This is a genomic window from Mycobacterium sp. 1165196.3 (assembly GCF_001673415.1).
Classification (GTDB): Bacteria; Actinomycetota; Actinomycetes; order Mycobacteriales; family Mycobacteriaceae; genus Mycobacterium; species Mycobacterium europaeum_A.
Map to the genome: position 1 here is coordinate 25,419 of NZ_LZLU01000014.1, position 13,460 is coordinate 38,878.

At 68.1% G+C, this 13,460-nt stretch carries 10 protein-coding genes; 1 reads left to right on the forward strand and 9 read right to left on the reverse strand.

The window, feature by feature from the left end:
* The first annotated feature begins 53 nt into the window (after nt 1-53).
* Entirely contained in the window at nt 54-1,490 is a 1,437-nt protein-coding gene (gene glnA, locus A5659_RS01410; RefSeq protein WP_066877693.1) for a type I glutamate--ammonia ligase, read from the forward strand.
* Nucleotides 1,491-1,555: 65 nt separating this feature from the next.
* On the opposite strand, the gene A5659_RS01415 is transcribed toward glnA (A5659_RS01410), so the two are convergent.
* From A5659_RS01415 to A5659_RS01455, 9 genes are all read right to left on the reverse strand, one after another.
* Complete coding sequence (locus A5659_RS01415; RefSeq protein WP_067178934.1) at nt 1,556-2,167, reverse strand: TetR/AcrR family transcriptional regulator; 612 nt, start codon at nt 2,165-2,167, stop codon at nt 1,556-1,558.
* Between the two features lie 62 nt (nt 2,168-2,229).
* Nucleotides 2,230-3,636, reverse strand: coding sequence for an FAD-binding oxidoreductase (locus tag A5659_RS01420; protein WP_197497873.1), 1,407 nt, complete (start codon nt 3,634-3,636; stop codon nt 2,230-2,232).
* 615 nt (nt 3,637-4,251) lie between these two features.
* A complete protein-coding gene (locus A5659_RS01425; protein WP_067178938.1) occupies nt 4,252-4,731 on the reverse strand; it encodes a hypothetical protein in 480 nt (159 codons plus the stop codon).
* Between the two features lie 110 nt (nt 4,732-4,841).
* Nucleotides 4,842-5,702, reverse strand: a complete 861-nt coding sequence (locus tag A5659_RS01430) for a TIGR03619 family F420-dependent LLM class oxidoreductase (protein WP_067178940.1) — start codon at nt 5,700-5,702, stop codon at nt 4,842-4,844.
* A complete protein-coding gene (locus A5659_RS01435; protein ID WP_067178942.1) occupies nt 5,699-6,343 on the reverse strand; it encodes a PaaI family thioesterase in 645 nt (214 codons plus the stop codon). Before A5659_RS01435 ends, A5659_RS01430 begins: the two co-directional genes overlap by 4 nt.
* Nucleotides 6,340-9,324: a bifunctional [glutamine synthetase] adenylyltransferase/[glutamine synthetase]-adenylyl-L-tyrosine phosphorylase gene (locus A5659_RS01440; protein WP_067178944.1), complete on the reverse strand. Its 2,985-nt coding sequence runs from the start codon at nt 9,322-9,324 to the stop codon at nt 6,340-6,342. Before A5659_RS01440 ends, A5659_RS01435 begins: the two co-directional genes overlap by 4 nt.
* Before the next feature lie 72 nt (nt 9,325-9,396).
* On the reverse strand, nt 9,397-10,737 hold the full coding sequence (glnA, locus tag A5659_RS01445) for a type I glutamate--ammonia ligase (protein ID WP_066862795.1): 1,341 nt from the start codon (nt 10,735-10,737) through the stop codon (nt 9,397-9,399).
* Between the two features lie 123 nt (nt 10,738-10,860).
* Complete coding sequence (locus tag A5659_RS01450) at nt 10,861-11,232, reverse strand: DUF732 domain-containing protein (RefSeq protein WP_066862792.1); 372 nt, start codon at nt 11,230-11,232, stop codon at nt 10,861-10,863.
* A gap of 618 nt (nt 11,233-11,850) precedes the next feature.
* A complete protein-coding gene (locus A5659_RS01455) occupies nt 11,851-13,419 on the reverse strand; it encodes an alpha/beta hydrolase (RefSeq protein ID WP_156748750.1) in 1,569 nt (522 codons plus the stop codon).
* Nucleotides 13,420-13,460 lie beyond the last annotated feature (41 nt).

Below are 13,460 nucleotides of genomic sequence, written 5' to 3' on the forward strand. Positions count from 1 at the left end.
ACATCTGCTCCATAGCGTCAGGCCGCGGATCTCACCAAGTAAAGGAGCACTCTGTGACGGATAAGACGCCCGACGACGTCTTCAAACTCGCCAAGGACGAGAACGTCGAATTTGTCGACGTCCGGTTTTGTGACCTGCCCGGCATCATGCAGCACTTCACAATTCCGATTTCATTCTTCGACGAGAGCGTTTTTGAGGATGGTTTAGCCTTCGACGGTTCGTCGATTCGCGGATTCCAATCCATTCACGAATCCGACATGCTGCTCCTCCCCGACCCGGCGACCGCGCAGATCGACCTGTTCCGTGAAGCCAAGACGCTGAACCTCAACTTCTTCGTGCACGACCCCTTCACCCTCGAGCCGTACTCGCGCGACCCGCGCAACATCGCCCGCAAGGCCGAGAACTACCTGATCAGCACGGGCGTGGCCGACACCGCCTACTTCGGCGCCGAGGCGGAGTTCTACATCTTCGACTCGGTGAGCTTCGACTCGCGCACCAACGGCTCGTTCTACGAGATCGACGCGATCTCGGGCTGGTGGAACACCGGTTCGCCCAACGAGCTCGACGGCAGCCCCAACCGCGGATACAAGGTGCGCCCCAAGGGTGGCTACTTCCCCGTGGCCCCGGTCGACCACTACGTCGACCTGCGCGACAAGATGCTGACCAACCTGATCACCGCCGGCTTCAGCCTGGAGAAGGGCCACCACGAGGTGGGCACCGGCGGCCAGGCCGAGATCAACTACAAGTTCAACACGCTGCTGCACGCGGCCGACGACATGATGCTCTACAAGTACATCGTCAAGAACACGGCGTGGCAGAACGGCAAGACCGTGACGTTCATGCCCAAGCCGCTGTTCGGTGACAACGGCTCCGGCATGCACACCCACCAGTCGCTGTGGAAGGACGGCAGCCCGCTGATGTACGACGAGACCGGTTACGCCGGCCTGTCGGACACCGCCCGCCACTACATCGGCGGCCTGCTGCACCACGCACCGTCGCTGCTGGCGTTCACCAACCCCACGGTGAACTCCTACAAGCGCCTGGTACCCGGCTACGAGGCCCCGATCAACCTGGTCTACAGCCAGCGCAACCGGTCGGCGTGTGTCCGCATCCCGATCACCGGCACCAACCCGAAGGCCAAGCGTCTCGAGTTCCGCTGCCCCGACTCGTCGGGCAACCCGTACCTGGCGTTCTCGGCCATGTTGATGGCCGGCCTGGACGGCATCAAGAACAAGATCGAGCCGCAGGCCCCGGTCGACAAGGACCTCTACGAGCTGCCGCCTGAGGAGGCCGCCAACATCCCGCAGGCGCCCACCCAGCTGTCCGCGGTGATCGACCGGCTCGAAGAAGACCACGAATACCTCACCGAGGGCGGCGTGTTCACGCCCGACCTCATCGAGACGTGGATCAACTTCAAGCGCGAAAACGAGATCCTGCCGGTCCAAATCCGGCCGCACCCTTACGAATTCGCGCTGTACTACGACGTCTAAAGACGTCGACAACCAACGACGGCCACCCGGTCGGCGATCGGCTCCACGATCGCAGGCCGGGTGGCCTACTGGTATCCGGTTCTGCCCAGCATCGCGGCGAGCTGCCGAAGCAACGAGGTCCGAAAGCGATCCGCCGACGGGTTCGGAAAACGCAGCACGCGGGGAATCATTGCTCCGACGAGCGTGGCGAACAACAAATCGACGACGTCTTCGGGCGAGATCACCGGCGCGAACACACCTGCGTCGCGCCCCTCGATGACGGTGCGCACGAACGGCGCGCGGTAGCGCGACCAGCCTTCTTCGCCGTAGTCGCGCAATTCCGCGTCGCGAATGCCGGAGCGCCAGAATTCGATGAGCAGCTGATGGTTGCGCAACGGAGTGTTCAGGTTGCGATCTATCATCGCCACCAGGCGATTCCAGGGATCGGTTTCGGCGTCGGCCACCGCCTCGAACGCGGCGACCTCCATCTCCGTGGCGTGCCGCATCGCCTCGATGAGCATGTCCTCGCGTGAGCCGAAATAGTTCTGCAGCGTGCTGATGGCGACGCCACTGGCCGCCGCGACGTCGGCGAAGCGGGTATTTTCATGGCCCCGCTCCGCCAGCACTGCGGCGGCGGCTTCGACGGCCGCGACTCGGCGCGCGCCGCCGACTCGTCGGGCGCGGCGTTCAACGGGCATTGATGTATGGTACGAGAATACCAGATTTTGACAACCCCGGCGGACGTTGTCGATGCGCGGTCTCAGACAGCGACGCGCGGTGGGATGTTGTGGTTGAGGCGGAAGGTGTTGCGCGGGTCGTACTTCGCCTTGACCGTCCGCAGCTCTTCGTAGACGTCGGGCGCATAGGCCCGGCGGGTGCGGTCCTCAGGCGTGTCCGCCGGGCCGACGAAGCTCGGATTCGCCATGTCGTGCAGCCAAGGATCAAGCGCCGCAACAAGTTCGCGGCCCGAGTTACGATAGCCCGCCACTTCGTCGCCTGGGGGCACGACGGTCAGGGCGAACATGGCATAGGCGGCATCTCGCGCACCCACCGCGTTGGGGAAAGCCGCGGGTTTGCTGAAAGCCCCTTGCAGATGCCGGATGTCGACGATATTGATCGCGCTACCGGATCCGGGGCCGGCCACGTCGACGATGGCGTCAACGGTGTCTTGGCCCAGTTCCCGAAGCAGCGCGAAATGCTCAACCGCCGGCGCGGGATCGGTTGGATCGTTACTGATGGTGGCGAACTGCGCGTAGGGGATGCTGGCGACACCGTCCGCCAGCACCGGAGCCGCCCGACGCAGCGGGTCGATCAGCCGGGCACCGATGGACGGGTCGCCGACATAGGAGACCCGTACCGATACGGTCAAGCGACCCTGCATGAAGGGCGGAAGGCCGGGCAAGGGAGGTAGATTGAGCAGCGCCAATCCCGTCGTCAACTCATCGGGTGCTGATGCGGTGAGCTCGCGGAAGGCCTTCAGCACGCGCCGGCTGTGTTCGCCCGAGTAGAACAGTGCACCGGCGTACAACGATGTCACTGGGAACAGCGCGAACTTCATCGCGACCACCACGCCGAAATTGCTTTTCCCGCCCAGCAGCGCACCGAAAAGATCGGGTTCGGATACTGCTGATACGCAGCGCAATTGGGCATCCGCGGTGACCACGTCGATGTCAGTGACGTGGTCGGCCGCCCAGCCGTACTTGCGCCCCATCGTCGCGCTCGCCCCGCCGCCAAGGGTGTAGCCGACCACACCCACTCCCGGCGATGACCCCGGCAGTGGAGCCAGCCCGTACTTCGCGGCGGCGTCGACCAGCTGTCCGAACTGAACTCCGGCTTCGACCCGCGCGCAACGGTTTTCGACGTCGATGAATAGGCCCGACATTCGGCTGGTTGTGATCATCAGAGTATCCGCGTCGGCGGGCACCGTCGGTCCATGGCCGGTATTGAGGACGGCAACATACAGACCGTGCTCGACCGCGAACCTCACCGCCTCGGAGACGTCTGCCGCATCGGCGGCGCCCACCACGACCGCGGGCCGGTGTCGGACCGCCGTGTTGAACACCGCCACTTCGCTGCCGTAAGCCGTGTCATCTTCCGTGAAGACCGGCCCTCGAACAACATCCCGAAGCTTTGAAAGTTCGTCTCGCCACGATTCCACGGCCGCCATCCTCATCTCACTAGAACCAATCTGGTAGGAGAATATGGTATGGCGATACCGATAAAACTAGGTCACGGTGTGTCCGAGGTCACACAGACATGGCGAGGGACCGCTCCGTCCCCATTCTTACGGCGACCTCGAAGTGCTGATGCCGTTATTGGAGATCAACCAGTTGGGCTCTTGGCGAGGCGCCCGGCCTCGGCGGCAACCTTCGCTGGGATGGACGACCGGCTTGTCGACCGAGATACTTCTGGTCCAGCGAAGCGATGAGGGCTTCAGCCTCCCTGACATGTCGGCGCAGCGTCGTTGCTTCCATCCGCAATGCGCCTGCGCGGGCGTTACTGGCCCTTGCACTCTGCCGCTCGATCCAGGCGATTTTGCTGTTCATCTCGGCCAGCTGGGCGCGCAAAGCTCGGGTGAACTCCACGGCCTGAGCTGTCTGCCATCGATTCATCCGGTGATCTCCCCCCACGCGAGCTATCTACCCGATCGGTTCCGCCGTTAAAACCGAGCTGCTCCAGAGGGAGCCGATCGACTATCAGCTACGTCGCCTAAGTCGGCGTGACGAAACCACCCGCGTGGAGATTGCCGCGCGGGTGGTTTCGCATTTTGCCGCCTCGGCTGTTATCCGCGGCGCGCGCAGTCCTTATCGGCGGGCGCCGACGGCCACGCGCAGGCGTCGATGTCCGTCGCGCCGCCGAAACTTCCGGCGGTGAAGACCCCGAATGTGTTGCCGTTCCTGGCGGTATACGTCGTCCTGCCATCGCTCGAACTGTCGACGATCAGCGTCCAGTGCCCGTCGAGAAGCGCGGTCTTGTAGGCGCTCAGCACCTCGGCCGGGGCTCCGTTGACGAAGAAGTGCAGACGGATGCCGCCGTCATGAATGGGATCGGGGCCGTCGGTCCTCTTCGCGGTCGCCGGCGTCGGGACCAGCGACCGCAAGTAGGCGTCGGCGGCGGCCGCGCTCGCGTGCGAGACCGGGCTCGTGACCGTCGTGGCGTGGGGCCCGGACGTGACCGTCGAGAGGCCCACATACGGTGAACCACCGCACGCCGCCGTCACCACCGCGACGGCCACGGCCGCAGCGCAGACAGTGGCGCGCATCTCCGACTCCGTTCGGGGCAACTATTCCCCGGAAAGATAAGCGATGCCGAGCCGCGCGAGCCCGCCCGCGCCACCGTTTAGGTGGCCCCGGGCGCCGAATTAGGTGTGATTCAGCCGTCGAGCGCGAGGTCCTTGCGGAAGCGTTGCATGCCGTCGATCTTGTCGTCCAGGCTGGCGTCGGGCCCGGCATAGAACATCCACGGCATCGTGATGATGCCGGTGATGCCGGCATCCTCGACCCGCCGGTAGTCCGCGGTGGTGAACGCGTCGGTCAGCGGTGTCAGGATGGTGAAATCGTCCATGGTCAAACCGTTTTCGGCGCGCAATTCCCGCAGCCGCCCGACCGCCTCGATGGCCCGCTCGGTCTTGATCAAATCGCCGATCCAGCCGTCGTTGCGGGCGGCGCGGCGCAGCGCGACATCGGACAGGCCGCCGACATACACCGGGATCGGCGGCGGGGTGGGTTGCATCTCGAGGCGGGGCGCGGAAAAGAACGCGCCGTCGAACTCCGTCCAGCCCGGCGACCACAGCGCCCGCATCAGCTCGATGATCTCGTCGGTGCGCTTGCCGCGGGCCTCGAATGGCTCACCCATCAGAGCGAATTCCTCGCGGCACCAGCCCACCCCGATGCCCAGCTCCACCCGACCGGACGCCAGAACCGCCGCGGTGCCAATGGCTTTGGCCGCCGAGAAGGGGTTGCGCATGGCGGGAATGTAGACGGTGTTGACGAACCGCAACCGCGTGGTGACCTGAGCCAGCGCACCCACCAGCACCCAGGGATCGGGCCAGTCCGTGAAGGGTTGCCAGCGCCGCTGGCCGTCTTTGGTGTACGGGTACGGCGTGTCCAGCGTCTCGAGGTTGACGACGTGGTCGGGTATGCCGATCCCGTGGTAGCCGAGCTCGTCGGCCGCCTTGGCCAGCTCGATGATCTCGCGGGTGTTCAAAAACGCGCTGCTGATGTAGAACTTCACTGCAGCTCCTGCGCCCAGGCCGGCTCGATGAAGACGCCGTCGGCCTCGACGGTGACACCGGCGGCATCCGAAATGGTGCCGCGCGCAAAGACTTTACGGCCCTCTTTGCCGTCGACCCACGCGTCACAGCGCAGCGGACCGAGCGGGGTGCCGCGCAGATATTTCACGGTGATGGTTCCGGTGAACCGCGCCTTGGACAGCCCCTCGCTGGCCGCCTCGCCGAGCATGTGGTCGAGCACCAGGGCGCTGACGCCGCCGTGCACCAGTTTGGGCGGACCCTCGTAGGCCGAGCCGAGGGTGAACTCGCTCCAGCAGCGCCCCTCGCCCTCGTGGTGCACGACGATCGGCGGGGCGATGGGATTGCACACGCCGATCGCGGCGTTGCCCAACGGCAGCGGGCGACCGTTGACGCGGTAGCTCACCCCCATCGGCCGGGTGCGTTGCCGCAGCGACGCGGTGACGGCCTGGATCGTGCGCCGGGCCTCGGCGACGACGTCGTCGTCGGCCTCGGTGCGGATGGTCGCGTCGACGAGCTCACGGACCGCATCGGCCAGCGGAGCGTACAGGGCGGTCACGCGATCGGCCTCCGCCGCGCTGAGCACCTCGAATATGGCGTCCAACGCGCCGGACTCCTGACTCAACTTCCGAACACCTTGCGCACCACCGCTTTTGCCCTTCGCGTCACCCGTAGATAGTTGTCCAGGAACTCCCCGCCATCGTCGGTGGGCCAGCCCGCGGCCACGGCCACGGTGTTGAGCTGGCGTCCGGGCCCGGGCAGCTGGTCGGTGGGCTTGCCGCGGACCAGCACCAGCGCGTTGCGGGCCCGGGTGGCGGTCAGCCAGGCCTGCCGCAACAGGTCGACCTCGTCTGCGGGCACCAGCTCGGCCGCGGCGATCGCGTCCAGGCACTGCAGCGTCGACGTGTTGTGCAGCGCGGGGATCTCGTGCGCGTGCCGCAGTTGCAGCAGCTGCACGGTCCATTCGATGTCGGCCAGTCCCCCGCGGCCCAGCTTGGTGTGGGTGTTGGGGTCCGCGCCGCGCGGCAGCCGCTCGGAATCGACGCGGGCCTTGATGCGCCGGATCTCCTGCATCGCCTCGGTGGACACCCCGTTGGGCGGATAACGGGTCTTGTCGGCCATCAGCAGGAACCGCTGCCCCAGCTCCGCGTCGCCGGCGACCGCGTGCGCCCGCAGCAACGCCTGGATCTCCCACGGCTGCGCCCACTGCTCGTAGTAGGCGGCGTAGGAGGCCAGGGTGCGCACCAGCGGGCCCTGGCGGCCCTCGGGCCGCAGGTTGGCGTCGACCTCCAGCGGCGGGTCGACGCTGGGCGTGCCCAGCAACGCGCGAACCTGCTCGGCGACGCCGGTCGCCCAGCGCACCGCCGCGGAATCCTCGACTCCGGGCGTCGGCTCGCAGACGAACATCACGTCGGCGTCGGAGCCGTAACCCAACTCGGCGCCTCCGAGCCGGCCCATGCCGATGACCGCGATGGCCGCCGGCGCCCTGCCGCTCACCGGCAGGTTGGCCCGGATCATCGCCTCCAGCGCGGCCTGCAGCACCGCCACCCACACCGAGGTCAGCGCCGCGCAGACGTCGGTGACCTCGAGCATGCCGAGCAGGTCGGCCGAGGCGATGCGGGCCAGCTCGCGGCGCCGCAGGGTGCGCGCGCCGGCGATGGCCCGGACCGGGTCGGAGTAGCGACTGGCCGAGGCGACCAGCGCGCGGGCCACCGCGGCGGGCTCGGCGTCGAGCAGCCTGGGGCCCGACGGCCCGTCGCCGTAGTCCTGAATCACCCGCGGGGCGCGCATCAGCAGGTCCGGCACGTACGCGGAGGTGCCCAGCACGTGCATGAGCCGGCGGGCCACCGCGGGCTTGTCACGCAGCGTGGCCAGGTACCAGCTCTCGCCGGACAGCGCCTCGGACAGCCGCCGGTAGGCCAACAGCCCGCCGTCGGGGTCGGGCGCGTACGACATCCAGTTCAGCAGCCGGGGCAGCAGCACCGACTGCACCCGCCCGCGCCGGCCGCTGAGGTTGACCAGGGCCGACATGTGCTTCAGCGCGGTCTGCGGTCCCTCGTAGCCCAGCGCGGCCAGCTGGCGCTCGGCGGCTTCGGAGGTCATGCCGTGCGCGATCTCCAGCCCGGCCGGGCCGATGGATTCCAGCAGCGGCTGATAGAAGAGCTTGGCGTGCAGCTGGGAGACCCGCAGGTTCTGGTGTCGCAGCTCCTCGCGCAGCACCCCGGCGGCGTCGTGGCGTCCGTCCGGCCGGATGTGGGCGGCCCGCGCCAGCCAACGCACCGCTTCCTCGTCGTCGGCCTCGGGCAGCAGGTGGGTGCGCTTGAGCCGCTGCAGCTGCAACCGGTGCTCGAGCAGCCGGAGGAACTCGTAGGAGGCGGTCAGGTTGGCCGCGTCCTCGCGTCCGATGTAGCCGCCCTGACCCAGCGCGGCCAGCGCGTCCACCGTCGACGCCACGTGCAGCGAGTCGTCGCCGCGGCCGTGCACCAGCTGCAGCAGCTGCACGGCGAATTCCACATCGCGCAGCCCGCCGCTGCCCAGCTTGATCTCGCGGCCGCGGACCTCGGCGGGCACCAGCTGCTCGACCCGGCGCCGCATGGCCTGCACCTCGACCACGAAGTCCTCACGCTCGCAGGCGACCCACACCATCGGCATCAACGCGTCCAGGTAGCGCCGCCCCAGCTCCGCGTCGCCTACGGCCGCACGGGCTTTCAGCAGCGCCTGGAACTCCCAGGTCTTGGCCCAGCGCTGGTAGTAGGCGATGTGCGACTCGACGGTGCGGACCAGTTCCCCGCTGCGCCCCTCGGGCCGCAGACCGGCGTCGACCTGGAAAAACGCCTCGGAGGCCAGCCGCATCATCTCGCTGGCCACCCGGGTGGTGACGGTGTCGGCCTGCTCGCCGACGAAGATGACGTCGACGTCGCTGACGTAGTTCAGTTCGCGGGCACCGCATTTGCCCATCGCGATGACCGCCAGCCGCGGCGGCGTCCGGTCGCCGCACACGCTGTTCTCGGCCACCCGCAGCGCGGCGGCCAGCGCGGCGTCGGCCAGGTCCGAGAGGTGGGCCGCCACCACGGTGAACGGGACCACCGGCTCGTCCTCGACGGTGGCGGCCAGGTCCAGCGCGGCCAGCACCAGCAGCTGGTCGCGGTAGCGGGTGCGCAGGCGCACCATCGCCGAACCCGGCGCGGCCAGCGCCTCATCCACGCAGCCGGTGAACACCGCGCGCAGCTCGTCGCGGGTGGGCAGTTTGACGTTGCCGCGCAACAATTTCCAGGATTGCGGCTGGGCGATCAGGTGATCGCCCAGGGCCAGCGACGCGCCGAGCACGCCGAACAGCCGGCCGCGCAGCGGGCGTTCGGCGAGCAGGGCGGCGTTGAGTTCGTCCCACCCGGCGTCGGGGTTCTCCGAGAGCCGGACCAGGGCCAACAGCGCGGAGTCAGGGTCGGCCGCGCGCGACAGCGACCACAGCAGGTCGACGTGCGCCTGGTCGTCGTGCTCGTACCACCCCAGTTGCGCCATGCGTTCGGCCGCTTGCGGATCGACCAACCCGAGCCGGCCGACGCTGGGCAGCCTGGGGCGCTGCGTCGCGGGTTTGGTCACGACCACGACCGTAGCGCAAGCCGCCCGTCTTCAGGCACGAGCGGCGCTAGTGCACAACGGGATATGCCCGATCCGGACCTACAGGGACAGGTAGGTGCTCAGCTCGTATGGGGTGACGTGGCTGCGGTAGTTGGCCCACTCCGTGCGCTTATTGCGCAGGAAGAAGTCAAACACGTGCTCCCCCAAGGTTTCCGCGACCAGCTCGGAGGACTCCATGGCGCGCAGCGCGCTGTCCAGGCTCGTCGGCAGCTCGCGGTATCCCATCGCGATGCGTTCCTCGGCGGTCAGGTCCCACACGTTGTCCTCGGCCTGTGGCCCCAGCACGTAGCCCTTCTCCACCCCGCGCAGCCCGGCGGCCAGCAGCACGGCGAAGGCCAGGTACGGGTTGCAGGCCGAGTCGGGGCTGCGCACCTCGACGCGCCGCGACGACGTCTTGTGCGGCGTGTACATGGGCACCCGCACCAGCGCGGACCGGTTGGCCGCACCCCAGGACGCGGCGGTGGGCGCCTCGCCGCCGCCGACCAGTCGCTTGTAGGAGTTGACCCATTGATTGGTGACGGCGCTGATCTCCGAGGCGTGCTCGAGAATTCCGGCGATGAAGGACTTGCCCACGTCGGACAGCTGCAGCGGGTCGTCGGGGCTGTGGAACGCGTTGACGTCGCCCTCGAACAGGCTCATGTGGGTGTGCATCGCGGACCCGGGATGCTGCCCGAACGGCTTGGGCATGAAGGTCGCGCGGGCGCCGTTCTCGATCGCCACCTCCTTGATGACGTAACGGAACGTCATCACGTTGTCGGCCATCGACAGGGCGTCGGCGAAGCGCAGGTCGATCTCCTGCTGGCCGGGCGCGCCCTCGTGGTGGCTGAACTCCACCGAGATGCCCATGAATTCCAGGGCTTCGATGGCGTGGCGGCGGAAGTTCGAGGCGGAGTCGTGGACCGCCTGGTCGAAGTAGCCGGCGTTGTCGACGGGAACGGGCGGCGTCCCGTCGTCGGGGCCCGGCTTGAGCAGGAAGAACTCGATCTCGGGGTGCACGTAGCAGGAGAAGCCCAGGTCGTTGGCCTTCTGCAGCTGGCGGCGCAGCACGTGGCGGGGGTCGGCCCACGACGGCGAGCCGTCCGGCATGGTGATGTCGCAGAACATCCGCGCCGAGTGGTGGTGGCCGTTGGCCGAGGCCCACGGCAGCACCTGGAAGGTGGACGGGTCGGGGTTGGCCACGGTGTCGGATTCGGAGACCCGCGAGAAGCCCTCGATCGAGGATCCGTCGAAGCCGATGCCCTCCTCGAAGGCGCCTTCGAGCTCGGCCGGGGCGATGGCGACCGACTTGAGGAAACCGAGCACATCGGTAAACCACAGCCGAACGAAGCGGATGTCCCGTTCCTCGAGGGTGCGGAGGACGAATTCCTTCTGTCGATCCATAACCCGAACAGTATGCAACTGCTGTTAATTCTGTGTTACCGATGCCCGCTCAGAACCATTGCCCACATTGCGGCGCGACGCCACGCGCCGGGGAGCCGTGCGTGCAAAGGCACGCGGTCGCCGCTAGGGCAGCTCGCCTTGATGGCCTGGGCAGTAGACGTCCACCGACGCCGACACGAATTTGACCGCGGTGCGGGTAACGCGGTCGGCGACTATCCGCAGGGACGGGTTTTCCCGGTACGCCGTGTTCACCTCCTCGTCCACGGCGGCCTGGACCGAGGAGCCGTGATCGAGTTCTCCGCAGATCTCACGGGCCCGGTACACCAGGCCCGGCACGTTGTCGGTGGCCGGGATCTGCTTTTGTGCAAGCAACGCCACGAACTGCGCGTCCTGATCCGGGTCGGCCGCCGCGCCGCCCGCGCAGATGACCGCGGCGGCAAGCAGCGCCGAGGTGTTGACCAGAGTCTCGGCGGATCGGGCGATTCGGATGCGCACGGCAGAATCTTCGCTTCTTTGTGTCACCTGCCCGGCCGCTCTCACCTAATGGATACCGAGTGGTAACAGTGGAGGCGGCCGGCACCTGGAATGATCGACATCGTAACCGGTTGTCATCGTGAATCACCACAGCGCTTTCGCGCGAACCCGCAGTTGAGCGGCGCGGCGCGACGGCGGCGTCGGCGCATGACCGCGCTCGCTGCGTATGCGGCGATCGCCGCCTTGATAAGCGCGGCCCCGATGGTGGCCGGGGCTGCGCAGCTGCCGGCGCCTCGGGCATCCGGCGCCCAGGACAGCGGGCCCGCCGCGCTGATCGAGCCCGCTCCGGTAGGAGAGCTCACACCCGATCCGCCCCAGATCCCGCCACCGCCAACGGTCGCGCCGCTCGAGCCACCCGTTGTGGCGCCGCCGCCACCTCGTGCGCAACAACCGCTCTCCCCGCCGCGGCAACAAGGACCCACCCCACAACAGGACGGGCCGCCGCCGGCACCGCCGCCTCCGCCCGAGCCTCCACCGCCGCCTCCGCCGCGGGGCCATGTCCAGCTCTCGCCGTGAGCCAAAAGCCGTGCGGAAGAACCTCTGACATGCGGACCGGACGGCGGGCGGGTGACCCCGCAGTCAGGACTGGCAGTGGTACGAGGCCGGCGGCGGCGTACCGGCGACGAGATACCGGACGACGGCGGTGTCCACGCACTGGTGGCCGTTGAACACCGCGGTGTGCTGGGTCCCGTCGTAGGTGATCAGCGGGCCGCCGAGCTGGCGGGCCAGGTTCACCCCCGCCTGGTACGGCGTGGCCGGGTCGTGCGTGGTGGAGACGACGACGACCTTGCCCGGCGCCATGGGCGGCGCGGCGTGCGGCGCCGACGTCGCCGGCACCGGCCACAGCGCGCACAAATCACGCGGAGCATTTCCGGTGAACTGCCCGTAGCTCAGGAACGGCGCGGCCTGCCGGATCCGCTGATCGGCGCTCACCCAGCTGGCTTGATCCGTCGGGTTGGGCGCGTCGACGCAGCGGATCGCGTTGAACGCGTCCTGGTCGTTGGCATAGTGCCCGTTCTTGTCGCGCCCGTCGTAGTCGTCGGCGAGCAACAACAGGTCGCCGGCGTCGGTGCCGCGGGCCAGGCCGAGCAGCCCGCTGGTCAGGTATTTCCAGTGCGCCGGGGTGTAGAGCGCGTTGATGGTGCCGGTGGTCGCGTCGGCGTAGCTCAGGCCGCGCGGGTCCGCGGTTTTGCCGGGCCTGGTGGCCAGCGGGTTGACCAGCGCGTGGTAGCGGTTGACGAATTGGCTCGGGTCGGTGCCCAGCGGACAGCCCGGTGAGCGCGCGCAGTCGGTGGCGTAGTCGTTGAAAGCCGTTTGGAATCCGGCCATTTGGTTGACGTTCTCGTCGATCGGCCCGACGGTCGGGTCGATGGCGCCGTCGAGCACCATCGCGCGCACGTGGTTGCTGAACTTCTCCAGGTAGGCGGTGCCCAACTCGGTGCCGTAGCTGTAGCCCAGGTAGTTGATCTGGTCGTCGCCCAGCGTCTGGCGCACCAGGTCCATGTCGCGCGCGACCGAGGCGGTGCCGGTGTTGGCCAGAAACGCCGCGCCCATCCGGTTGACGCACTGCTGGGCCAGTTGCCGGTAGAGCTGCTCGATATGCGCGACCCCGCCGGGGCTGTAGTCGACCATCGGCTCGCGCCGGTAGGCGTCGAACTCGGCGTCGGTGCGGCAGCGCAGCGCGGGCGTCGAGTGGCCGACACCCCTGGGGTCGAAGCCGACCAGATCGAAGTTGCGCCTGATCGGAGAGTTCGCCAAATCCGGGGCCATCGCGGCCACCATGTCGACCGCCGAGCCGCCGGGACCGCCGGGGTTGACCAGCAGCGAGCCGACCCGCTGCCCCGACGCCGGGACCCGGATCACCGCCAGCTTGGCCTGCGCCCCCGCGGGATTGTTGTAGTCGATCGGCACCGACACGGTGGTGCACTGCGCGGTCGGGATTTCGCTTGTGTCACTGACGAATTGGCCACAGCTCCCCCACCCCTGCGGCACCGCGGCCGAGGGCGGGTTCGGGCCCGGCGTCTGCCCGGCACCGGGTTCGGGGGTGGCCGCGGCCACCGGCAGCGCGACGACGAAGGGGCCACCGAGCAGCAGCCCGAATGAAAACAGCGCCGAGCTCAAGGATCTCAGGCGCGACATGGCTGTCATCGTTGCAGCCGCGGGTACCCGTCACAGCGCGAAACGATTAC